Here is a 22,874-nt window from a genome sequence, read left to right as displayed (position 1 = left end):
GGCGCGTGACGATATCGGCGGCCGGCTCCGCGAAGGAAGGGCCGCGTCGGCTACAGGTACAACCCGGTGCCCTGTTCGGTGCGTTCGCTGGCCACGGCGTGCAGGTCCCGCTCCCGCATCACGAGATAGGCCTGGCCCTGGACCTCGAACTCGAACTGCTCGTCGGGGTTGAACAGCACCTGGTCGCCGACCTTCACCGTACGCACGTGACTGCCCACGCCGAAGACCTCGCCCCACAGCAGCCGCTTGGCCACCTGGGCGGTCGCCGGAATCACGATGCCGCCGCTGCTGCGGCGTTCGCCGGATTCCGGGGAGATGCGCACCATGACCCGGTCGTGCAGCATCTGGATTTCGAGCTTGGCATCGGTCACCCGAAAAGTTTACTTGCCGCCGCCGGGCGGCCAACCGGCCAGGGCACGACTTTCCGGCCACGCCACGGCGGATCCATCAGCGCCGCCAGCGGTTTTCGCTGGTCAAGTGCCCGTGAGCGGTTTGGGGCGCTATGGCACCCCAAACCGCTCACGGGCATCTACCTGCGGAAACGCGAGCACGCGGCGTACCTGGCAGGGCCCGTCAACACCCGGTGCGGTGATCGGTTCGGGCCGCGAGATCACGCCTCGGCGTCAAGGCCGCCCATCACCAGCGGCAACCGCTTCGGCCCGGCGGCCGTGATCTTGATCGGCACGCCCCAGTCCTGCCTGGTCAGGCGGCAGGCCGGGTGCTCGACCGACGGGTCGTCGTCGCAGCTGGCGGCCTGCGCCACCACGTGCAGCACGCCCTGCTCGATGCCCTCGGCCAGCACCAGGCGCCGCGTCAGGTCGGTGCCCACGCCGGCGCCTTCGACCAGCAGCTCCGCCGGCGACGAGGTGATCTCCAGCCGGGTCGACGGCCCGTAGCGCTCGTCCAGCTTGGTGCCAGGCGGCGGCGTGAACACCACGGCGAGCTCGACAGCGCCGCTGCCGATCTCCGTGGCCGGCCGCTTGACCTGCTGCGACGCGCCCTCGACGAGGCGCGCCGCGACGCCGGGCGGGACCGGTCGCTCGAGCCGGTGCGCGGCGGAGGCGACCACGACGAGCTCCCCGTCCACGACGGCCGCGCCGGAGGGCTCGGCGACATCGGTGGCCAGCGTCGACACCTCGCCGGTCGCCGGCTCGTAGCGCCGGACGGCACCGTTGTAGGTGTCGCAGACCGCGACCGAACCGTCGGGCAGGACCGCGACGCCGAGCGGGTGCTGGAACAACGCCTTCTCGGCGGGGCCGTCGGCGTGGCCGAAGTCGAAAAGCCCGGTGCCGACGGCAGTGCGCACCGCGAAGCCTTCGCCGGCGACCTCGACCCAGCGCAGCGCCGACGTCTCGGAGTCGGCCAGCCAGAGCCGGTCGCCGCCGTCGGCCAGCCCGGACGTCTGGGCGAAGAACGCCTCGTCGGCGGCGCCGTCGCGCAGGCCCTCGACCGTCGTCCCGGCGAACCGCCGGACCTCGCCGGTGACCGGGTCGAACAGGCCGAGCGTGTGGTTGCCCGCCATCGCGATCACGACGCCGCCGGCCGGTTCCCACCAGGCGACGTCCCAGGGGCTGGTCAGCGGCGTCTCCAGCGCGGGCCCGCTGTCGGCGCCATCGCGCCACTGTTCGCCCGTCCCGGCCAGGGTGGTGACCTCGCCGTCCGCGAGCCGGACGCCGCGCAGCAGGTGGTTGACGGTGTCGGCGACCACCACGTCGTAGCCGACCTGCTCGGCGATGCGCTGCGGCAGCAGCGCGAGACCGGCGGGCTCGGCGAACTCGGCGGCAGCGCCGTCGCCGCGACCGCGCTGACCGGCGCCGATGCGGCGCACCACCGTCTCGCCGTCGGCGGCGAACTCGACCAGCGAGTGGTTCGCGGAGTCGGAGACCAGCAGGTTGCCGTTCGGCAGGGCGATGACCTTGCCCGGGAAGCGGAGCGTCGTCTCGGGTGCTTCCGGCGGCACGTACGGGCCGTCACCGCGGTGCAGCGTGCCCTTGGCCTCGTGCTCGGCGATGATCTCGGTGATCACGCTGCGCAGCGCTTCGACATGGCCCTCACCTGCGGCGACGTGCACGACGTAGCCCTCGGGATCCACGACGACCAGCGTCGGCCAGGCCTTGACCGCGTAGTTCTGCCAGGTGGTCAGCTCCGGGTCGTCGAGCACCGGGTGGTGCACGGCGTAGCGCTCGACGGCGGCGATCAGCGCGTCCGGATCGGCCTCGTGCTCGAACTTCGGCGAGTGCACGCCGACGGTGACGACCTCATCGGCGAACTCGGCCTCCAGGGGCCGGAGCTCGTCGAGCACGTGCAAGCAGTTGATGCAGCAGAACGTCCAGAAGTCGAGCAGGACGACACGCCCGCGCAGGTCGGCCAGCTTGATCTGCTCTCCGCCGGTGTTCAACCACTGGCGGCCCACGAACTCGGGGGCGCGGACACGGACACGGCGCTTCTGCTGCTCAGCACTCACGCCCGGAGTCAACAACACCGCGCTGCGCGGTGTTCCGAGGGGTGCGGTCGCCAGCCGATGGCAGCCTCAACTGTTAGGTAAGTCACGGTCTTTAGCGTCTTGGTCGTGGTCGATCGAAGCCCTGAGCGCGTCAATGAGGTCGTGGTAGCGCCCGGTCAGTGAGTCGATCAGTGTGCGAGCCATCTGCTTTCCTCGGGGCGTGCGTCACCCCTGGCCGGACACGGCTGGGTGCAGCCGGACGGCGATGCTGACCAGCCCGAACTTTATCTGGAGGAGTCGCAGATTATTCCATCTCAGCGCGCCGTAGCGATGTTAGGCACGTGTGGCACTCGTGCGATCGTCCGCTGGTTGAACCCATTTGTCGGGCATCACCGCAACGGCCACCGGCGGCCTCTTGCCGGGCGCATGCGCCAACGGCCCACCGGCTGCCTAAGAGCTCGTTGAGAATGCGGTGCGAGCCGCGTGCGGTGGGGGACCAGGTGGCGTCAACAACTCCCGCAGTGGGCCGCTACCAGCACCGCCACGCAAACCCATTCTGAAACCACTTCCAAGTGAACACAGGGCCTTCCGGCCGTGGCCAGGAAGGCCCGTCATTGGTGCACTACCGACATGGGCAACGTCGGTCCTGCCGAGGAGGGATGTTATGACTGCTGTGGGCCGCATCTTCAGGCGTGGCGATCAGCGATCAACCATCGAGGCCCAGCGGGAACCCACGCTCGGCACGACCCGCGGGAATGCCCAGTAGTTCGTGCCACGGTCATACCGAACGCACGCCCGGCGTGATGTCGGCTCGGTTGGCACATCGGCTCGGTTGGCACAGCGGATGTGCTTGCGGCCGCCGGGGTTCGAGATTTCAGGCGCCTGCGAAAAGATTTATCGACGCTCGGGATGGAGCTGATGAAAATGACACTCGGGATGGATCTGGCGAAAATGGTGGAGTTCAATCCGAAGGAGCTGAACTGGCCGGACGGGGAGCTCAACGCAGGACTCACACATCTCGACAAAGATTGTCAAGATGCAAACATGCGGGCCAACAAAAAAGGCATAATGTCGAGCGCGTACCAAGTGGTCAAAAATCAACCGGTCAGCGGAGTTCTAAGCGGTTTCGATTCCGAAACCGCGAAGATGTTTATGCCCAATAAGTACTTCGACAACGCGTTTCGTCCGGCCGCTTCGTATCACTCGTCGAGCAGCGGATCCTACAACTACCAGGATGCAGCTAAAGTCGAATCTTTCTGGGTTGATTTTTCGGATGCGTATCTGGGCGGCGGCGTATTCCGCAATGGCTTCCTGCAGGAAGAGGCCATGTGCTGCGAAATACCTGAACTCGCGAACGCCGCTGGACTTCGGTGGGACGACAAACGGAAGGGCTTCCACACCCGCGAACCGGCCGAGGACGCCCCCACTCCCGGCCTTTATCCGACTCCGTGGATCCTCCGCAACGCCCTTCGCACATACGATATTCCACCAGAATGGAAGAAGGACAACTACATCACAAAAAATAAGTTGAATACAACAACTATCGAAAGCCACAAGAGGACAAATGCACAGCGGGTCAATGTACTCGCCATGGCTGCGCCCCTATCGCAGAGCAGGGAACTTACGCACCAGCTAGGGCAGGCTCTCGTAGACGATCTGTTCAACACCTTCGTCGCAGCATTCACCCTTGCCCGGGAAACGGCGAAGCAACCTGTTCTTATCAACAGTGGGCCGATTGGCACCGGGGACTTCCACAACAACAGATACCTCGTCTACGTCTTGCAGGTTCTTGCCGCCCAGGAAACCGGGGTCAATCTCGCGCTTTGGTACTACCCGGACGCGGTGGCGAGCGAAGCGGAGAAACTGCTCGGCATGCTAAAACCTCCCTGGGAAAAGACTACTATTAACTACCGTCTAAATGACGTCCGCAACCTTCCGTGGCCGACGGACTCAACTTGATGCGGTGGACGTTCCTGAATGAGTGGCCAGGCAGGCAATGACACATATCCAGGGCGGTCACGAAGTCGCCTACCCCGGAGGATCAGTCCCGGGGAAACGTCCGATCCTGTCGCGATCAACGCGTAGTCGCCGCAAACCAGCTCAAGTGGCTGTCGGCCTCGCTCATGGCGAGCTCGGTCTGCGGAACGTTGGCCACCAAAGATTCGGCGTGGGCGAAGGGGACCCCGCCGTCCGTGCGGCTTGCGATGACCAACGTGGGTTGCGAAACACCCTGTGCTCTCAGCGGAACAGCCCGGCAAGGGATCAGCAAGTTAATACTTTGGTCTAGAACGCCCAGAAGTCGAGGACGAGCACCTTGCCGCGGAAGTCGGCAAGCCGCAGCTCCTTGCCGCCGGTGTTCAACCACTGGCGGCCGATCAGTTCGGGGGCGCGGACACGGGCAGGGCGTTTCTACTGCTCAGCATGCACGCCCGCAGTCAACAACACGCCGCCGCGCGGTGTTCCGATGGGTGCGCTCTCCCGAGTCGAGTCTCATTCCTCGGACGGGCTCCGGCACTCAACCCCGGGTCCACGAGGGCCACCACGGCGGGACGTGGTCGACGCACTCGCTGAGGTCGGCCGGCTGGGCCCAGTAGGAGTACACCGCACCGACCTCCGCGTAGAACATCACCGCGACGATCAACGCGATACCGGTGCCGGCGACCACCAGCGGATTCCGGAGCCGACGCGCGGCGGAGCAGATCGGCGGGAAGGTCAACGCGAAGACGACGATGTTGAGCACCAGCAGCACCGGCACCGACAGCATCAGCGCGAACCCGTAGCGCTCGGTGTCGGTGAGGCAGGCCGCCCACGCCGCGCCGACGACGAAGTACTCGGCCGCGGTCAGGACCGGCGCGAGCACCGCCGCCGCGAGCAGGCCGATGCCCACGCCTTTCCCGGACCGGCGCTCCTGCTGATCAGCACTCACGCACCGCAGTCAACAACACGCCGCGACGCGGAGTCGGCGGATCGGGCCGACTCACCCGACGGCGCGGTCAGAGGCGGTTGCGGTCCCGGACGTAGAAGGCGGTGGCCGCCAGGGTTGGGACGAGGGTGCCGACCAGGACGATGACGGCTTCCATTCGCGACTCCCTTCGCGCGTCGACGGTTCACCGATGGTCCCGGGAATAACGCCGGGTTCGGCTGGTTTCAGGTGGTGGGGTGGGCGAGATGCCCGATACCGACAGTGTGCCGGAATTGGAATGCCCCGCGATGCTGCCAGGTCGGGGGTCCGACAGCACCGCGGGGTCATCCTGCATATCGACGCCCGACGGCTTCCCGTTACACACATGTCGACATGTGTCCCAGGTCACCCGAAATCCGACCCGAGCCAGCGATGCAATCGGTCTTTATACGGCCATCTAGCAACTGATCTAGATAGCCCTAGAAGGCCGTAGCGGCCGGTCGGCCCACTAGGGGACATCTCCAGGAGAAAGCCCGATGAGCTGCGGTGATCCGCGCAGCACACTCCGAGATGATCACTTCTCGGGAAGGCCGACCAATGCGCGAACAACCCGCCGCCGTGCGGAACTCGATCTTGCTCTGGCTGATCGCCGTAGGTGCCGGCGCGGTCGAAACGCTGCTCCACGTCGTCCAGGCACCCGCCGGCCCGGTGCTGCTGCAGGCCGCGGTCCGGATGCTCATCTACGCCGCGCTCGCCGCCCTGGCGCTCAGGCTCCGCAGCGGCCAGAACTGGGTGCGCATCGTGCTGACCGTGCTGCTCGGCGGGATCGGGATGCTGAGCATGGTCGGGCCGCCGCTCGTCTCGGCGCTGACCGGCGACGGGATCGCGGCGCCCGCCGATGCCTGGCAGGTCGCATTCCTCCTGGTGCGCGCGCTGCACGTGATCGCCGTGGTCGGCGCGCTGGTGGCGATGTTCCGGCCGAGCGCCAACCGGTTCTTCCGGGCTATTCCTGCGTGAGCAGGTAGCGGCCGAAGTGCGGGACGGTGAACGCGATCAGGCCACGCTCGCCCGAATACACGAGGCCCTTCTTGATCAGGCTGTCGCGCGCCGGGGACAGCGAGGACGGGCGGCGCTCCAGGTACTCCGCGATGGACGCCGTCGGCGCCGACTCGTCGCGGCCCTCGACGAGTTCCGCCATCGCCCGCAGGTACTCGCGCTCGGCGGGCGTGGCCCGCTCGTAGCGGGAACCGAAGAACCCGACCGCGAGCTCGGTCTCCGCCTCCGGCGCCGCCAGCCGCACGTCCTCGTCGCTGATCTCCGCGCGCACCGCCGCGTCCCAGGCCGCCTTGCCGTAGGACTGCACGAAGTACGGGTAGCCGCCGGAGACCGTGAACAGGGCGTCCAGGGCGGCCGGGGTGATCTCGGCGTCCTCGCGCTCGATGGGCGCGACGACGGCGCGGTCGGCGTCCGAGCGGGCCAGCCGGTCGATCCGCACGTAGCGGAACAGCCGCTCGGAGTAGGACTTGCTCGCCGACAGCACGGCGGGCAGGTGCGGCAGCCCCGCGCCGACGACCACCAGCGGCGCGCCGGACTGGGACAGCTCGTGGCAGGCGGCGCACAGCGCCGAGACGTCCGCGGTCTGCACGTCCTGCATCTCGTCGATCAGCAGCGCGATGCCGGTGCCGACGTCCGCGGCCAGCTCGGCGACCTCGGTGAACAGCTCGACCAGGTCGATCTCGATGTCCCCGGAGTCGGCCCGGCCCTGGGCGGCGGGCACGTCGATGCCCGGCTGCCAGCGCTCCCGCAGCTTCGCGCCGTCCGGATTCGCCTTCAGCGCGAACGCCTTCAGGACGGCGAGCACTTCCTCGACGCGATCCGGGGCGCGGTGCCGGACCGCGAGATCGCGGATCGCGCGGTGCAGCGCGGCGGACAGCGGGCGCCGCAGCCCGGCCTCCGGGCGGGCCTCCACCTTGCCCGCGCCCCAGCCGCGCTTGACCGCCATCGAGCGCAGCTCGCCGAGCAGCACCGTCTTGCCGACGCCGCGCAGCCCGGTGAGCACGAGGCTGCGTTCCGGGCGACCGCGCGCGACGCGTTCGAGCACGACCTCGAAGGCGTCGACCTCGCGATCCCGACCGGCCAGTTCGGGCGGCCGCTGTCCGGCGCCGGGTGCGAAGGGATTGCGGACCGGGTCCATTCCTCGGACTGTATCCAGTCGTCTAGCGCTGATTCGATATTCGGCGAGAAACCGCGATGGGTGTGTTCCCGCCGACTCGACCGGTATTCACCTGTCTAGGGAAATCGCTAGACCTCGCGATACTCGGGAATCCGGGGCCTGTGATCTTCGGCCCGGTCTGCTGCGGCGGCCGCTTCGAGCGCCGAGGATCTGGCCATGGAGTTCTGGCGAAGGCCGCTGATCGAAGCGCTGGGAGCGGTCGGTGTCGATCGCGATCCGGCCGAACTGGCCGTGGTGGGCGACCTCGGACACCTCGAATCGCGGCTGCCGGTGGAGAACACCGCGATCGCCTGCGTCGGCGCGGCGCTGCTCGCGGCGACCCGGCAGCCCGTCGAGGTCGCCACCGGGCACGTCGCCGCCGCGATGCGCAGCGAGGCCCACCTCCGGCTCGACGGCGAGCCGCCGCTGGCCGGTTTCGCGCCGATGTCGCGGTTCTGGCAGGCCGCGGACGGCTGGGTCCGCACGCACGGCAACTACCCCTGGCACCGAGAAGCGCTGGTGCGCGCGCTCGGCACGCTCGACGACGTCGCGGCCGTGGCGTCGTCGATCGGGGAAATCCCGGCGCGCGAGGTGGAATCACGCGTGGTCGCGGCCGGTGGGATCGCCGCCGCCGTGCGCACTCCGCAGGAATGGCTGGCGGAGCCGCCGGGGCGGGCCGTCGCGGCGCAGCCGCTCGTCGGGACGCACCGGGTCGGCGACGCCGCGCCGCGGAGCCGGGGCGACCGGCTCCGGGTGCTCGACCTGACGCGGGTGATCGCCGGGCCGGTGTGCACCCGCTTCCTCGCGGCGCTCGGCGCGGACGTGCTGCGCATCGACCCGCCGCACCGCCCGGAACGGCCCGGCAGTTACGACACGCTGCTGGGCAAGCGCACCGCCGTGCTCGACGCCGGTACGCCGGAAGGCCTTGCGCGGCTTCACGAATTGCTCGCCGAAGCTGATGTGCTCGTGCACGGCTACCGGCCGGGCGCGCTCCGGCGATTCGGGCTCGGGGCCGAGGAACTCGCCGAACGGCACCCGGGCCTGGTGGTGGTTTCGCTGTCGGCTTGGGGAACCGATGGGCCGTGGGGCGAGCGGCGAGGCTTCGACAGCATCGTGCAGGCCGCCTCCGGAATCGCCACCGTCGATTCCACATCGGACGAACCGGGAGCGCTGCCCTGCCAGCTGCTCGACCACGGCACCGGATACCTCTGCGCGGCGGCGGTGCTCGACGGCCTGCGGCGGCAGTCGGAGTTCGGCGGCACCTGGCTGCGCGAACTCTCCCTGGCCCGAACCGCGCACTGGCTGCTCGGCCAACCCCGCGCGGAACGCCCGCCGGTCCCGGCGAATGCCGAACCCTGGCTGACCGAACTCGACTCCCCGGCCGGCCGGATCACCGCCGTGGCCCCGCCCGGCCGGATCGACGGAAAGCCCCTGACCTGGCCCTTCATCCACACCTACGGCACCGACGAGCCCCACTGGGATCCGCGGTGAAGAGCAGGACCCGTGAGTACTTTGTGTCGCTATAGCACCTGTTTCCAAACTCGTCCTGCGTGGCGGTGTGGGTGGCGGAACCTCAGAGGTCTTCTCGGCTGTGGGATCCCCGACTTATGTATGACCAATACGCGGCATCGGGGCTGTCCTCGCGAGAAGACCTCTGAGAACCCGCGGCGGTGCCGGTTGCGTGGGTGGGCTAAGCGGCTGCGCCGCTTCAAATACAAAACGCCCGCGTTACCACATCCGCACGTCACCACATCCCAAACAGCCTCTATAGCAGCACAAAGTGCTCACGGGTCCTGAGCAGCCACGGCGGAATTCCCTTGGGCTGGCGCCCTCGGTGCTCGGGTCAGCGTTCGAGGATGGCCGTCATGCCCTGGCCGCCCGCCGCGCAGACGGAGATCAGGCCCCTGCCCGAGCCCTTCTCCGCGAGGAGCTTCGCCAGGGTCGCGACGATCCGGCCGCCCGTCGCCGCGAAGGGGTGGCCCGCCGCCAGGGACGAGCCGTTGACGTTGAGCTTCGCCGGGTCGATCTCGCCCAGCGGCTCGGCCCGGCCGAGCCGGTCCTTGCAGAACTCCGGGTCCTGCCAGGCCTTCAGGGTCGCCAGCACCTGCGAGGCGAACGCCTCGTGCACCTCGTAGAAGTCGAAGTCGCCCAGCCCCAGGCCCGCCCGGTCGAGCAGCTTCGGCACCGCGTAGGCCGGGGCCATCAGCAGGCCTTCGTCGCCGCTGACGTGGTCGACCGCGCCGGACACCACCTCGCCGAGGTAGGCCAGCACCGGCAGCCGCCGCTGCTCGGCCCACTCCTCGCTGGCCAGCAGCACGGTGGACGCGCCGTCGGACAGCGGCGTCGAGTTGCCCGCCGTCATGGTCGCGCCCTCGCCGCGGCCGAACGCCGGCTTGAGCTTGGCGAGCTTCTCCACCGAGCTGTCCGGTCGCAGGTTCTGGTCGCGGGCCTGGCCCTGGAACGACGTGATCAGGTCGTCGAAGAAGCCGCGGTCGTAGGCGGCGGCGAGCCGCTGGTGGCTGCGCGCGGCCAGCTCGTCCTGCGCTTCGCGGTCGATCTCCCAGGCCAGCGCGGTCTTCGCGGCGTGCTCGCCCATCGACAGCCCGGTGCGGGGCTCGGCGTTGCGCGGGATCTCCGGCACGACGTGCTGCGGCCGGACGCCGGTCAGCGCCTTCAGCCGGCCGGCCGCGGACTTGGCGTGGTTGGCCCGCAGCAGGACGCGGCGCAGGTCCTCGTTGACCGCGATCGGCGCGTCGCTCGCCGAGTCGACGCCGCCTGCGATGCCGACGTCGAGCTGGCCGAGGGCGATCTTGTTCGCCACCGACACCACGCTCTCCAGCCCGGTCGCGCAGGCCATCTGCACGTCGTGGGCGGGCGTGCGCGGGTCGAGCCGGGAGCCCAGCACGGTCTCGCGCGCCAGGTTGAAGTCGCGGCTGTGCTTCAGCACCGCCCCGGCGACGAACTCGCCGAGCCGCTCGCCCTGCAACCCGAACCGCGCGATCAGCCCGTCCAGGGCCGCGGTGAGCATGTCCTGGTTGGAGGCGCGGGCGTAGGGGCCACCGGACCGGGCGAACGGAATCCGGTTGCCGCCGATGATCGCTACTCGCCGAACGGTGGCCATGGCCTGACTCCCTAGTTGATGCGATGCTGTCTGGCAACCTAACCTACCCGTGGGTAGGTTAGACGTCGAGCGAACTTCGCGCTCCAGACCCGCGGGAGTGTCCAAATGGCCGACCGGTACCAGCAGTTCACCCTGTCCCCGATCGGGCGACAGGTCGTCAAGCGGCTCGGCCTGCCCGCGCCGACGCCGTTGCGCCGCTACCGTCCCGGCGATCCCGTGGTCAGCGGCCCGGTGCTGGTCGGCGCCGCGCCCGGCGGACGGCTCGGCGACGCGATCGCGGCCACCCTCGAGGACGTTCACACCCAGGTCCACCAGACGCCGGCCGAAGGCGAACGCTACTCGGCGCTGATCTTCGACGCGACCGGCATCGAAAGCAGCGCACAGCTGCGCGAACTGCACGAGTTCTTCGGCCCGACGATCCGCCAGACCGACCGCTGCGGCCGGGTGATCGTGCTCGGCGCTCCGCCCGAAGACCAGCAGGACCCGCGCGCGCAGACCGCGCAGCGCGCGCTCGAAGGCTTCGTCCGCACGGCGGGCAAGGAGCTCAAGCGCGGCGCGACCGCACAGCTGGTCTACGTCGCCGAAGGAGCCGAGAACGCACTCGACTCGACGCTGCGGTTCCTGCTCTCGTCGAAGTCCGCGTACGTCTCCGGGCAGGTGATCCGGGTCGGCCCGGCGGAGGCGCCGGACGTCGACCGGGAAAGCCCGCTGCGCGACAAGATCGCCCTGGTCACCGGCGCGTCGCGGGGCATCGGCGAAGCCATCGCGGAGACCCTCGCGCGCGACGGCGCGCACGTGGTGTGCCTGGACGTTCCCGCGCAGGGCGGCGATCTGGCCAAGGTCGCCAACCGCATCGGCGGCTCGACGCTGCAGCTGGACATCACCGCCGACGACGCGCCCAACCGGATCGCGGAGCACTTCGCGCAGCGCCACGGCGGCCTCGACATCGTGGTGCACAACGCCGGCATCACCCGGGACAAGACGATCGGCCGGATGACGTCGCAGCAGTGGGACGCCGTGCTCGCGGTGAACCTGACCGCGCAGGAACGGATCAACGAACTCCTGCTCGCCGACGGCTCCCCGCTGCGGCCCGGCGGGCGGATCATCGGCGTCGCCTCGATCAGCGGCATCGCGGGCAACGTCGGGCAGGGCAACTACGCGGCGTCCAAGGCCGGCGTGATCGGGCACGTGCAGGCCACCGCCGGGATCGCGGCGAGCCGCGGGGCCACCATCAACGCGGTCGCGCCGGGCTTCATCGAGACCAAGATGACCGCGGCCGTCCCGCTGTTCGTGCGCGAGGCGGGACGCCGGATGAACAGCATGTCCCAGGGCGGCCTGCCGGTGGACGTCGCGGAGACCATCGCCTGGTTCGCCAGCCCGGCGTCGGCCGGGGTGAACGGCAACGTGGTCCGGGTCTGCGGCCAGAGCCTCCTCGGCGCCTGATCAGTCGTGAGTGCGAATGCCGGTAAGAACCGGTTTCAGCGCTCACGACCCCCTCGACGGAACGGAAACCCGCGATGCCGGAACTGAGCACTGCCCCGAAGCTTTCCGCGCTGTACCTCAAGGCGGTCGCGACCGGGCCGACGCGGCGCGGCGACGGCCTGCCGGACACCGAGTACCTGCGGCGCGACATCGAGATCGACCGCGACCTGCTCGCCGAGTACAACCGGGTGTGCGGGTTCGGGCTGCGCGACGAGCTCCCGATCACCTATCCGCACGTGCTGTCCTTCCCGCTGTCGGTGCGGCTGATGACCGATCCGGGGTTCCCGTTCCCGCTGGTCGGGCTGGTGCACGTGGCCAACACGATCCGCCAGGAGCGCCCGCTGCTGGTCACCGACGTGCTGACGCAGCGGGTCCGGGTGGCCGACCTGCGCCCGCACCCGAAGGGGCGGCAGTTCGACGTCATCACCGAGACCAGCGCGGGCGGCGAGCTGGTGTGGCGGGAGGTCAGCACCTACCTGCGGCGCGGCGGCGCGCCCGAGCAGGCGGAGCAGGCGGAGCGCGGCGAGGCGCGGCTGCCGGGCGTGACCGGGGAGCCGACGGCGACCTGGCGGGTGCCGGGCGACACCGGGCGGCGGTACGCGGCGGTTTCCGGGGACCGCAACCCGATCCACCTGCATCCCTTGGCGGCCAAGGCTTTCGGGTTCCGGCGGGCGATCGCGCACGGCATGTGGTCGAAGGCCCGCTGCCTGGCGGCGTTCGCGGAACGGCTGCCGGATGCGTACTCGGTCGACGTCGAGTTCCGCAAGCCGCTGCTGCTGCCATCCACGGTGGACTTCACGATGAGCGGGCAGGACACCGGCTGGGACTTCGCCCTGCACGCCCGCTCCGGCAAGCCCCACCTGCTCGGCTCCGTGCGCCGGTGAAAGCCTCGTGAGCACTTTGGAGTGCTATGGCGATCCAAAGTGCGCACGAGCCCGGGCAGGCGAAAACGGTTGCCCGGTCAGGAATCCGGGTTCCAGGAGCGGCCTTCGACGAGATCGCCGAAGCCCATCCAGACCATGTTCATCAGGCGCATCGCCATCCCGTCGGCGGCGTGCTCGGGATGCTGGAACCACCACTCCACCAGCGACTCGCCGGCCCCGACCAGGGCCACCGCGAACGGCTCGGTCTGCTCCGCCTGCATCGGCTGCGCCGATCCCGCGGTCGCCTGCGCCAGCAGCGCGGCGATCAGGCTGGTCGCCCGCTCCCGCCACTCCACCAGCTCCGTCACGAACGGCTCGCCCTGCAGGTTCGCCTGCCGGTGGAGCACCGTCCAGCCGGCCTGGTTGCGGTGCACGTACTCGAAGAACACCTGCAGGCCGCGCCACAGCTGCTCGTCCGGGCGCAACCCGGCTTCGACGGCCGTGCTGATCGCCTCGATCAGCCGGGCGGCCTCGCGCCGGATGCAGGCGACGAACAGCTCGTCCTTGGCGCCGAGGTAGGCGTAGAGCATCGGCTTGGAGATGCCCGCGACCTCGGAGATCTCGTCCATCGACGCGCCGTGGAAGCCGTGCGTGGCGAACACCTCGACCGCGGCGTCCAGGATCTGCCGCTCGCGAACCTCCCGCGGCAGGCGCCGCGACCGGGGTCGGCCGTTGTCCTGACGATCGACCATCTCACCTCTTACGCTGGTCTTTTCCGGTCAGGCTAGATCAGGTCCGATCCGCCGCGCCCGCTTGCCTTCGAACCTACTCGAACGTAGTCTTACTCACGAGTAGGTAATGGAGGTGGCACCGATGCCCCAACCCGAGACCGACCCGATCGCGGCTCTGGGCGAGGTCGACCCCAAGAAGGTCGGCAAGGAAGAGTTCGTCGCGCTGCTCGAAGCCGCCTCCGAGATCGCCGACAGCGGCGCCCCGGTGGACCTGAGCGCACTGCGGCCGGAACAGTTCGCGCGGCTGATCTCGCGCGCCTCCGACGCCCAGATCGAAGCCGTGATGGAACGCCCCGAGCTGCGCGAACGCATCCTCGACGAGGTGTTCCGGCGGATGGGCGAGCACTACAAGGCCGGCGCGGCCGAGGCCGTGGTGCGGTGGCGGATCGGCACCGACGACGACCTGCTGCGCTACGAATGCGTGCTGGCCGACGGCAAGTGCACCGTCAGCAAGGACCCGCAGCACGAGCCCCGGGTGACGATCACGACGCCCCCGGCGGAATTCCTGAAGCTGGCCTCCGGCAACGCCTCGGCGCCCATGCTGTTCATGAAGGGCAAGCTCAAGGTCGCCGGCGACCTCGGCTTCGCCGCCGGCCTGACGAAACTCTTCCAGATCCCCAAGGCCTGAACCGGTGCACGGCTCGTCTTGCTTGGCGGTGCCGGTTGCGAGGGCGGGCTGAGCGGCTGCGCCGCTTCAAAACATAGAACCACAACCAAGTTCAAGAGCAGGCGCTGAGCAGCCGGATCGGCTGCGGCCGAACACACCGACAGGACAGCGATGACTTTCTCCCTGGAACTGAGCGAGGAGCAGCAGGAGCTGCGCGACTGGGTGCACGGCTTCGCCGAGCAGACCATCCGGCCCGCCGCGCGCGAGTGGGACGAGCGCGAGGAAACCCCCTGGCCGATCATCCAGGAGGCCGCCAAGGTCGGGCTCTACGGTTTCGAATCGCTGGCCACGTTCTGGGCCGACGACACCGGCCTGTCGCTGCCGATCGCCAACGAGGAGCTGTTCTGGGGCGACGGCGGCATCGGCATGGCGATCTTCGGCACCACCCTCGCGGTCGCCGGGATCTTCGCCGCGGGCACCCCCGACCAGCTCGCCGAGTGGGTGCCGCAGTGCTACGGCGACGCGGACGACCCGAAGGTCGCGGCGTTCTGCTCGTCGGAGCCCGGCGCCGGCTCCGACGTCTCGGCGATGCGCACCCGCGCGGTCTACGACGAGGCAACCGACGAATGGGTGCTCAACGGCCAGAAGGCGTGGGCCACCAACGGCGGGATCGCGAACGTGCACGTCGTGCAGGCGGTCGTCGACCCGGAGCTGGGCTCCCGCGGCCAGGCCGCATTCGTGGTGCCGTCGGGCACCGAGGGCCTGGAATCGCCGAGCAAGATCCGCAAGCACGGCCTGCGCGCCTCGCACACCGCCGACGTGTTCCTGGACGACGTGCGGGTGCCCGGCAACTGCCTGCTGGGCGGCAAGGAGAAGCTGGACGAGCGGCTGGCCCGCGCCCGCGAGGGCGGCAAGGCCAGCGCGCAGGCGGCGATGAAGACGTTCGAACTGTCCCGCCCGACCGTCGGCGCGCAGGCCATCGGCATCGCGCGGGCGGCCTACGAGACGGCCCTGGAGTACGCGCAGCAGCGGGAGACCTTCGGGCGGCCCATCATCGAGAACCAGTCGATCGCGTTCACGCTGGCCGACATGCGGATGGAGATCGACGCCGCGCGGCTGCTGGTGTGGCGTGCGGCGTGGCTGGGCCGCAACGGCGGGTTCACCGCGGGCGAGGGCTCGATGTCGAAGCTCAAGGCCGGCCGGGTGGCGACCTGGGCGACGGAGCGGGCGATCCAGATCCTCGGCGGCAACGGTTACACCCGGGAGTTCCCGGTGGAGCGGATGCACCGCGACGCCAAGATCTACGACATCTTCGAAGGCACCGAGCAGATCCAGCAGCTGGTCGTGGCCAGGGCCATCTCCGGCAAGCACATCGCCTGACCTGGGCGGGCCGTCGCGGGCTTCCGCGGCGGCCCGATCTTCGAAAGCCGCACCGCCGACCGTTCGGCGGTGACAGCATCGCGGGATGTTCGAACAGTTCCTCGACGCGTACCGGCTCACCGCCTCCAGCGGCGGGCAGGAGGTCTCCGACTCCGTTCACCCCGTCCTCAAACCGCTGTTCTCGCAGCTCGGCGGCAGCACGTTCGACAACGGGCTGTACCGGGTGCACACCCCGGCGAGCGCGGCGGAGATCGACGGGTACGTCGTGGACGCGTTCCCAGAGCTGGCCGGGCGGGTGGCCTGCTTCGGCTTCGACTGGCTCGGCCAGCAGTGGGCCATCGACACCGAGTCCGGAACGCCCGACGACCCGCACGTCCTGCTGCTCAACCCGAACTCCGGCGAGGTGAGCCCGTTCCCCATCGTCTTCTCCAGGTTCCACGACAACGTGCTCATCGACATAAAGGATCTCGGCGAGAGGCTCCTCGGCGACTGGGCGGCGGAATACCCGGGGCAGCTCCCGCTGGCCTTCGACGAGTGCGTCGGGAACAAGATTCCGCTGTTCATGGGCGGGGCCGACGCGTTCGAGAACATGGAGAAGCAGAACCTCCAGGTGCTGTGGGGCACCCACAGCCAGATCCTCGGCCAGCTCCGCTAGCGCCCCGAATTCACTCTCGCCAGGCCGTCCGTTAGGCACGCTTGGCCATGGTTTGCCCGGATTCGTGGAGTGGCGCTCGCCACGGTGCGGAATTGCACAAAGTGTGCGCGGGTTGTACCGAGGCGGTGCACCATTTCGTGGGCCCGTGCATCGGCGCCACGCGGCAAGTGCACCATGGGTTTGGTCCAAACGGATGAATGCCGTCGGCGGTGGAGTCATCATCCGCCTCGGCGCGCGTCACACCGACGTGGGCCGGACACCTTGCGGTGCCCGGCCGCGCCGGGCGAGCTCCGCGGGGAGGGCTCGGAACGGGACGCGGTGAGCGACGACGTCGCTCGCGGCGGCCCGGCCACAGCTTCGAGAGTGAACGGGAGGGCGAAGCGGTGAAGAAGACCACCCCTGACCTGGAGACACCGATCTTCCGGGAACTGAACAACGAGCTCGGCGAGCTGCCCGAGATCGACATCCACGACTTCGACAAGCACTCGTTCGACTTCCTTCGCGAGTACGACGAGCAGAAGTCGTCGGCGGCCGAGTCCGCGGAGGCGGCCGAGCCGGTGGCGGCATCGGCATCGGCGGGCGGCGGATCCCGGCGCGGCGGGCGGCGCCGCAAGGGCGACTGACCCGATTCCGGTTTTGGCGCGAACGGCCTGTTCGCCTCATCCAACGAGGTGAACAGGCCGTTCGCCGCATCCGGCGCGCTGTCGGTGCCGACTGCCACGATGACGCGCATGACGTCGTGGCAGGAATTCGTTGAACAAGCGCCCGAACTGGCGAAGACCGTGCGGGCGCGGCTGGAGGCGGCCAAGCACCACGTGCTGGCCACGCTGCGCCGGGACGGTTCGCCGCGGGTCAGCGGCACGGAGGTCGCCTGGCGCGGCCCGGACCTCGAGCTGGGCTCGATGCCCGGCGCCAAGAAGGCCCTGGACCTGCGCCGGGATCCGCGGTTCGCGCTGCACACCAACCCCGGCGACGGTTCGATGGCGGTCCCGGACGTGAAGATCGCCGGCCGGGCGGTCGAGGTCACCGGCGACGAGCTGCGGGCCTGGATCGAGGAGGCCAAGCCGCCGAGCGAGGACTCGCACCTCTTCCGCCTGGACCTCACCGAAGTGACCACCACCGGCCTCTCCGACGACCAGACCCACCTGGTCATCCGGCACTGGACGCCGGCCGAAGGCATCCGCACCTTCAAGCGCGCGTGAAAAGGCGCCTTCCACCGGTGCTGCCGGTGAAAGGCGCCTCCTCGGTGCGGATCAGTAGGTGATGGCCATGCTCGGGTCGGCCAGGAGCGCTCCGACGTCCGCGAGGAACTGGGAGCCCTGCTGACCGTCGACCACCCGGTGGTCGAAGCTCAGCGCCAGCTGGCAGACCTTCCGGGGCACCACCTGGCCGTCCACCACCCACGGCATGTCGCGGATCGCGCCGAGCGCGAGGATCGCCGACTCGCCCGGGTTGAGGATCGGCGTCCCGGTGTCGACGCCGAACACGCCGACGTTGGTGATCGTGATCGTGCCGCCCACCATCTCCGCCGGGGTCGTCTTGCCCTCCCGCGCGGTCGTGGCGAGCCGCTCCAGCGCCTCCGCCAGTTCCTTCAGGGACATCTGGTCGGCGTCGCGGACCTTGGGCACCACCAGGCCGCGCGGCGTGGCCGCCGCGATGCCCAGGTGCACGTAGTCCTTGTAGACGATCTCGCCGGCCGGCCCGTCCCAGGTGGCGTTGACGTCCGGGGTCCGGCGGGCCGCGAGGCACACGGCCTTCGCCGCGAACGCCAGCGGCGTGATCTTGACGCCGCGGAACTCCGGATGCGACTTCAGGCGTTCCCGCAGCTCCATCATCGGCGTGACGTCGATGGTGAGGAACTCGGTGACGTGCGGGGCGGTGAACGCGCTGTCCACCATCGCCTGCGCGGTCGCCTTGCGGACGCCCTTGATCGGCACCCGCCGCTCCCGCGCGCCGGGTTCGGCGGCCGGCACAGCCGGCGGGGCACCCGCTGCGGACTGCACGTCCTCGCGGGTGATCACGCCGCCGGACCCGGATCCGCTCAGCGCGGTCAGGTCCACGCCGAGATCCTTGGCCAGCTTGCGCACCGGCGGCTTCGCCAACGGCACGTAGCCGCCCTGCTGCGCGACGGCGGGCGCCACCGCGACCGGTTCGGGCACCGAAACCTGGGCGACAGGTTCGGGTACCGGAGCCTGCACGACCTGCGCGGCCACGGGTTCCCGGCCCTTGCGCGGGCGGCGCTTCGCGCTCGCCGTCCGCGGGCCGTAGCCGACCAGCGTGGCGATGCGGCCGTTGGATTCCTCGCCGATCTTGCCGGATCCCTCGGCGGGGGCGGCTTCGCCTGCCGAGCCTTCGAGGTCGATCGCGATGATCGGCGACCCGACCTCGACGGTCTGCCCCGGCTCGGCGAGCAGCTCGCGGACCGTTCCGGCCCACGGGCACGGCAGCTCGACGGACGCCTTGGCCGTCTCAATCTCGACGATCACCTGGTTGACGGTGACGGCGTCACCGGGCTGGACGCGCCAGCCGAGGATCTCCGCTTCGGTCAGTCCCTCGCCGACGTCGGGCAGCGGGAAGTGCTTAAGTGCCATCGAACGACTCCCTCAGAGCCTCTTGGCGAACTCGGTCTTGATTTTGTCTTTGAAGCGGCGAAGCCGCTTGGCCCACCCGCGCGACTCGCACCGCCGCGGGTTCTCAGGCTGTGCCCGCCCGAAGGGGCTCTCGGCGAGGCCAGTCCCCGACGTGGTTGGCATTCATGATGTCGGGGATCCCACAGCGAGAAGGCGACGGTAATTCCCGCAGGGGGCCGCCACCCGCACCGCTCCGCAGAACGAGTTCGGAGACGGGCCTGTTAGTACGCCAACGAGCGGTCGACTGCGTCCAACACCCTGTCGAGGTCGGGCAGGTAGCCCTCCTCCAGCTTGCTCGGCGGGTATGGCGTGTCGAAGCCCGTCGCGCGCAGCACCGGCGCCTCCAGCGAGTAGAAGCACTCCTGCTGCACCCGCGTCGCGATCTCCGAGGTGACGGAGGCCTCCGACGGAGCCTCGCTGACCAGCACCAGCCGGCCGGTGCGGCGCACCGACTCGAACACCGGGTCCAGGTCCAGCGGCGACAGCGTGCGCAGGTCGATGACCTCCAGCTCCAGCCCGTCCTCGGCGGCCGCGGTCGCCGCGTCGAGGCAGGTGCGCACCATCGGCCCGTACGCCGCCACGGTCACCGCCGAACCGGCGCGTGCCACGCGCGAGCTGAACAGCGGGATCGGCGGCGTGCTCGGGTCGAGCTCGGCCTTCTCGTAGTAGCGGCGCTTCGGCTCGAAGAACAGCACCGGGTCGTCGCACTCGATGGCCTGCTGCAGCATCCAGTAGGCGTCCACCGGGTTCGAGCAGGAAACCACCTTCAGGCCGCTGACGTGCGCGAACAGCGATTCCGGCGACTCCGAGTGGTGCTCGACGGCGCCGATGCCGCCGCCGAAGGGCACCCGCACCACGACCGGCATCTTCAGCTTGCCCTGGCTGCGGAAGTGCAGCTTGGCCAGCTGGGAGACGATCTGGTCGAAGCCGGGGAAGATGAACCCGTCGAACTGGATCTCGCACACCGGCCGGTAGCCGCGGATGGCCAGCCCGATGGCGGTGCCGATGATGCCGGACTCGGCCAGCGGGGTGTCCAGCACGCGGTGCTCGCCGAAGTCCTTCTGCAGGCCGTCGGTGATCCGGAAGACGCCGCCGAGCTTGCCGACGTCCTCACCCATCACCAGGACCTTCGGGTCGCGTTCCAGCGACGCGCGCAGGCCCATGTTCAGCGCCTTGGCGATCGTGACGGTCTGGGTGCCTGCCGTGGCGGTCGGGCGTTCCAATGCGGGCGCGGCCATCAGCGCACACCTCCTACCATCGCCTCGTCGGCGAATCCGGCCAGGTACCGCAGGTAATCCTCGCGCTGGGCGGCCAGCTGCGGGGTTTCCTCGGCGTAAACCTCGGAGAACATCCGCTCCGGTGGTGGTTCGGGCATGTTGAAGCAGAAGTCACGCAGCCGGGCGGCGAGCTCGTCGGCCTCGGCGTCGACGCCGTCGAAGAAGCCCTGGTCGGCGATCTGCTCGCGGACCAGGTGCACCCGCAGCCGTTCGATCGGGTCCTTGAGCTTCCAGGCCTCGTGCTCGTCGGCCAGCCGGTAGCGGGTCGGGTCGTCGGAGGTGGTGTGCGCGTCCATCCGGTAGGTGAACGCCTCGATCAGCACCGGGCCGTTGCCCTGGCGGCACTCCTCCAGCGCCCACTTGCTGACCGCGAGGCTGGCCAGCACATCGTTGCCGTCCACCCGGATGCCGGGGAAGCCGTACCCGCTGGCGCGCCGGTAGAGCGGCACGCGGGTCTGGCGCTCCAGCGGCTCGGAGATCGCCCACTGGTTGTTCTGGCAGAAGAAGACCACCGGCGAGTCGTAGACGGCCGACCACACCATCGCCTCGTGCACGTCGCCCTGGCTGGTGGCGCCGTCACCGAAGAAGACCATGGTGGCCTCGCCGTTCGGGTCGCCGACCTTGCCGTCGAAGCGCTGGCCCATCGCGTAGCCGGTGGCGTTCAGGCACTGGTTGCCGATGACGATCGTGTACAGGTGGAACCGGGTGCTGACCGGATCCCAGCTGCCGTGGTCGGTGCCGCGGAAGATGCCCAGCAGGTCGGTCGGATCGATGCCGCGGCACCAGGCGACGCCGTGCTCGCGGTAGCTGGGGAAGGCCATGTCCTGCGGCTGCAGCGCCCGGCCTGCCCCGATCTGGGCGGCTTCCTGGCCGAGCAGTGGCACCCAGATGCCCAGTTGGCCCTGCCGCTGCAGGGCGTTGCCCTCCCGGTCGGCGCGGCGGACCAGCACCATGTCCCGGTACAGGTCGCGCAGCTGCGCGTCGGAGACGTCGATGTCGAAGTCCGGGTGTTCGACCCGCTGACCTTCTGGGGTGAGAAGCTGAACCAGGTCAGCTCCACCTTCGCTCGTGGCGCGCAAACCGGCGATCACCTGCTCCCGTGTGGGTTTCGCTGCGATAGCGGCAGGGGGGCCGGTGGTGCCTTCGGTCTCGGGTCGCGTCCATTGCTCGGGGGACATGCGTGATCTCCTCGTGTCGCGCCGGGCCACCCGCTTTTGGCGGTGTGGTCCGACAGCCCCGGCCGAACCGCAGGTGATCTGGTGGATCGCCCGGCGTTCCGGTCGGAGCAGTTGGATCGCTCCCCGTCATCCTGGCACGAAACCGGCCCTTTTCGTGAGCCCTGCCACAGGGATTCGGCGCGACCGCGGCCCGGTCGGCGTCCTCCCGCGTGATCACCGTAGTTCGCCGCCGAAAAGGACATAACCGCAGGTCATCGAAGTAATGGAGGTCCGACTAACGCCTTGTGGACCATCGCGGTACCGATATTGCGAAGCCGGTGTCTCCGGCGGGAAAAATGCGACAAACTAGACCCGTGGCCGAGTTCCCCAACCCGCTCGCGCTGCCCGACGAATTCGTCCTGCTGCTGCACAAGGACAACGGCTCGTACTTCGTCAGCGCGAACCCGAACACGGCGACCGCCGCGGCCGAGATCGGCGAGCTGGCCCTACGGGGCCGCGTCGAGCTGACGGGCACGGCGGTTCGCCTGGTCGACTCCGGTTCGAGCGGGCTGCCGTGGATGGACCGGCTGTTCGCGGAGTTCCAGCAACGAGCGGGCCAGGCGAACCGGCCGATCGATCTGAGCTGGTGGCTGGCGGGCCGCACCGGCACGTTCGCGACACATCGGCAGGTGCTGGTCGAGCACGGGCTGCTTCGCCGCGAGCGGCGGAAGTTCCTGGGCGTACTGCCGGACGACCGCTACTACCCGGATCGCGGGGCTCGCGGGGCCCTGCTGGCCGAGCTGCACGAGCTGGCCACCGGAGAGCGGCCGGTCGACGAGCGGTTGGCGCTGCTCAGCGCGCTGGTCTACCGCAGCGGCCTGGTGTACCTGCTCGACTTCGACCGCGCGCAGCGGAACCGGCTGAAGTCGATCGCCGAGACCGAGGACCTGGGCGACGCCGTCGGCGCGGCGGTCGCGGCGGCGCTGGCGGCCATCACGGCGGTCCCGGCGATCATCGTGGCGGCCGGCGGCTGAGCCCCGCCGCCGCTGCCCGGTCGCTGGCTATGGTGGGAACCGACCGGACGCAGGGAGCGTTTCGCATGGCCGAACCCGCTGAGCACCCGCACGACACCGAGGACCTGGTGCGACTGGTGCGCGTGACCCGCCAGGAGCAGGGCTGGACGCCCGCCAGGCTCGCCGAGGCGGCCGGGGTGCCGGAGGCCGAGGTCACCAGCTTCGAGGCCGAGGAGATCGTGCCCGCCGAACCGCTGGCGATGCGCTTCCTCGCGGCGGTGGGTCGCGTCTAGCCCGGCCATTCGTGCCGGCGTGGCTCGATTCGGCCGCGTCGGCCGCGG

At 69.6% G+C, this 22,874-nt stretch carries 21 protein-coding genes; 12 read left to right on the top strand and 9 right to left on the bottom strand.

Annotated features, from left to right (window positions below; genetic code table 11):
* Positions 1–50: 50 nt before the first annotated feature.
* Positions 51–371 (bottom strand): co-chaperone GroES, encoded by a 321-nt coding sequence (locus AB0I53_RS01000; protein ID WP_010313054.1) that lies wholly within the window; start codon positions 369–371, stop codon positions 51–53.
* A 239-nt stretch (positions 372–610) separates the two neighbouring features.
* Positions 611–2,464, bottom strand: a complete 1,854-nt coding sequence (locus tag AB0I53_RS00995; RefSeq protein WP_358594405.1) for an NHL domain-containing thioredoxin family protein — start codon at positions 2,462–2,464, stop codon at positions 611–613.
* An 888-nt stretch (positions 2,465–3,352) separates the two neighbouring features.
* On the opposite strand from AB0I53_RS00995, the gene AB0I53_RS00990 reads away from it, so the two are divergent.
* Positions 3,353–4,402 (top strand): hypothetical protein, encoded by a 1,050-nt coding sequence (locus AB0I53_RS00990; RefSeq protein WP_358594402.1) that lies wholly within the window; start codon positions 3,353–3,355, stop codon positions 4,400–4,402.
* 556 nt (positions 4,403–4,958) lie between these two features.
* On the opposite strand, the gene AB0I53_RS00985 is transcribed toward AB0I53_RS00990, so the two are convergent.
* Positions 4,959–5,369, bottom strand: coding sequence for a hypothetical protein (locus AB0I53_RS00985; RefSeq protein ID WP_358594399.1), 411 nt, complete (start codon positions 5,367–5,369; stop codon positions 4,959–4,961).
* 573 nt (positions 5,370–5,942) lie between these two features.
* Here AB0I53_RS00985 and AB0I53_RS00980 point away from each other — a divergent pair.
* Positions 5,943–6,362 (top strand): hypothetical protein, encoded by a 420-nt coding sequence (locus AB0I53_RS00980; protein WP_358594396.1) that lies wholly within the window; start codon positions 5,943–5,945, stop codon positions 6,360–6,362.
* On the opposite strand, the gene AB0I53_RS00975 is transcribed toward AB0I53_RS00980, so the two are convergent.
* Entirely contained in the window at positions 6,349–7,539 is a 1,191-nt protein-coding gene (locus AB0I53_RS00975) for an ATP-binding protein (RefSeq protein ID WP_358594394.1), read from the bottom strand. The genes AB0I53_RS00980 and AB0I53_RS00975 overlap by 14 nt on opposite strands.
* A gap of 195 nt (positions 7,540–7,734) precedes the next feature.
* Between AB0I53_RS00975 and AB0I53_RS00970 the strand changes: the two genes are divergently transcribed.
* Positions 7,735–9,048, top strand: coding sequence for a CoA transferase (locus AB0I53_RS00970; RefSeq protein ID WP_358594391.1), 1,314 nt, complete (start codon positions 7,735–7,737; stop codon positions 9,046–9,048).
* A gap of 352 nt (positions 9,049–9,400) precedes the next feature.
* On the opposite strand, the gene AB0I53_RS00965 is transcribed toward AB0I53_RS00970, so the two are convergent.
* On the bottom strand, positions 9,401–10,678 hold the full coding sequence (locus AB0I53_RS00965) for an acetyl-CoA C-acetyltransferase (protein ID WP_358594389.1): 1,278 nt from the start codon (positions 10,676–10,678) through the stop codon (positions 9,401–9,403).
* Positions 10,679–10,783: 105 nt separating this feature from the next.
* Between AB0I53_RS00965 and AB0I53_RS00960 the strand changes: the two genes are divergently transcribed.
* Positions 10,784–12,121 (top strand): 3-oxoacyl-ACP reductase, encoded by a 1,338-nt coding sequence (locus AB0I53_RS00960; protein WP_358594386.1) that lies wholly within the window; start codon positions 10,784–10,786, stop codon positions 12,119–12,121.
* 74 nt (positions 12,122–12,195) lie between these two features.
* Positions 12,196–13,044 (top strand): MaoC/PaaZ C-terminal domain-containing protein, encoded by an 849-nt coding sequence (locus AB0I53_RS00955; protein ID WP_358594383.1) that lies wholly within the window; start codon positions 12,196–12,198, stop codon positions 13,042–13,044.
* Positions 13,045–13,121: 77 nt separating this feature from the next.
* Here the strand turns inward: AB0I53_RS00955 and AB0I53_RS00950 are convergent, their stop codons facing one another.
* Positions 13,122–13,775 carry a TetR/AcrR family transcriptional regulator gene (locus AB0I53_RS00950; RefSeq protein ID WP_358594380.1) on the bottom strand — a complete coding sequence of 218 codons (654 nt, stop codon included), beginning with the start codon at positions 13,773–13,775 and terminating at the stop codon, positions 13,122–13,124.
* 121 nt (positions 13,776–13,896) lie between these two features.
* Here AB0I53_RS00950 and AB0I53_RS00945 point away from each other — a divergent pair, with 121 nt between their 5' ends.
* The 5 genes from AB0I53_RS00945 to AB0I53_RS00925 all read left to right on the top strand — a co-directional run bounded on the left by AB0I53_RS00945 (position 13,897) and on the right by AB0I53_RS00925 (position 17,658).
* Positions 13,897–14,442, top strand: coding sequence for an SCP2 sterol-binding domain-containing protein (locus AB0I53_RS00945; protein ID WP_358594377.1), 546 nt, complete (start codon positions 13,897–13,899; stop codon positions 14,440–14,442).
* A 150-nt stretch (positions 14,443–14,592) separates the two neighbouring features.
* Positions 14,593–15,801, top strand: a complete 1,209-nt coding sequence (locus tag AB0I53_RS00940) for an acyl-CoA dehydrogenase family protein (RefSeq protein WP_358594375.1) — start codon at positions 14,593–14,595, stop codon at positions 15,799–15,801.
* A gap of 85 nt (positions 15,802–15,886) precedes the next feature.
* Complete coding sequence (locus AB0I53_RS00935) at positions 15,887–16,456, top strand: hypothetical protein (RefSeq protein WP_358594372.1); 570 nt, start codon at positions 15,887–15,889, stop codon at positions 16,454–16,456.
* Between the two features lie 383 nt (positions 16,457–16,839).
* Entirely contained in the window at positions 16,840–17,079 is a 240-nt protein-coding gene (locus tag AB0I53_RS00930) for a hypothetical protein (protein ID WP_358594369.1), read from the top strand.
* A 108-nt stretch (positions 17,080–17,187) separates the two neighbouring features.
* Positions 17,188–17,658 carry a pyridoxamine 5'-phosphate oxidase family protein gene (locus AB0I53_RS00925; RefSeq protein WP_358594366.1) on the top strand — a complete coding sequence of 157 codons (471 nt, stop codon included), beginning with the start codon at positions 17,188–17,190 and terminating at the stop codon, positions 17,656–17,658.
* A gap of 51 nt (positions 17,659–17,709) precedes the next feature.
* Here AB0I53_RS00925 and AB0I53_RS00920 read toward each other — a convergent pair whose 3' ends face one another.
* The 3 genes from AB0I53_RS00920 to pdhA all read right to left on the bottom strand — a co-directional run bounded on the left by AB0I53_RS00920 (position 17,710) and on the right by pdhA (position 21,541).
* Entirely contained in the window at positions 17,710–19,047 is a 1,338-nt protein-coding gene (locus AB0I53_RS00920; RefSeq protein ID WP_358594363.1) for a dihydrolipoamide acetyltransferase family protein, read from the bottom strand.
* A gap of 260 nt (positions 19,048–19,307) precedes the next feature.
* Positions 19,308–20,324, bottom strand: coding sequence for an alpha-ketoacid dehydrogenase subunit beta (locus AB0I53_RS00915; protein ID WP_358594360.1), 1,017 nt, complete (start codon positions 20,322–20,324; stop codon positions 19,308–19,310).
* On the bottom strand, positions 20,324–21,541 hold the full coding sequence (gene pdhA / locus AB0I53_RS00910) for a pyruvate dehydrogenase (acetyl-transferring) E1 component subunit alpha (protein WP_358594357.1): 1,218 nt from the start codon (positions 21,539–21,541) through the stop codon (positions 20,324–20,326). Before pdhA ends, AB0I53_RS00915 begins: the two co-directional genes overlap by 1 nt.
* Positions 21,542–21,894: 353 nt before the next feature.
* Here pdhA and AB0I53_RS00905 point away from each other — a divergent pair, with 353 nt between their 5' ends.
* Entirely contained in the window at positions 21,895–22,554 is a 660-nt protein-coding gene (locus tag AB0I53_RS00905; RefSeq protein ID WP_358594354.1) for a GPP34 family phosphoprotein, read from the top strand.
* A gap of 65 nt (positions 22,555–22,619) precedes the next feature.
* Positions 22,620–22,826, top strand: coding sequence for a helix-turn-helix domain-containing protein (locus tag AB0I53_RS00900; RefSeq protein WP_358594351.1), 207 nt, complete (start codon positions 22,620–22,622; stop codon positions 22,824–22,826).
* Positions 22,827–22,874 lie beyond the last annotated feature (48 nt).

It is taken from the genome of Saccharopolyspora sp. NPDC050389 (assembly GCF_040655595.1).
Lineage (GTDB): Bacteria > Actinomycetota > Actinomycetes > Mycobacteriales > Pseudonocardiaceae > Saccharopolyspora.
This window is presented reverse-complemented; position numbering and strand designations above follow the sequence as displayed.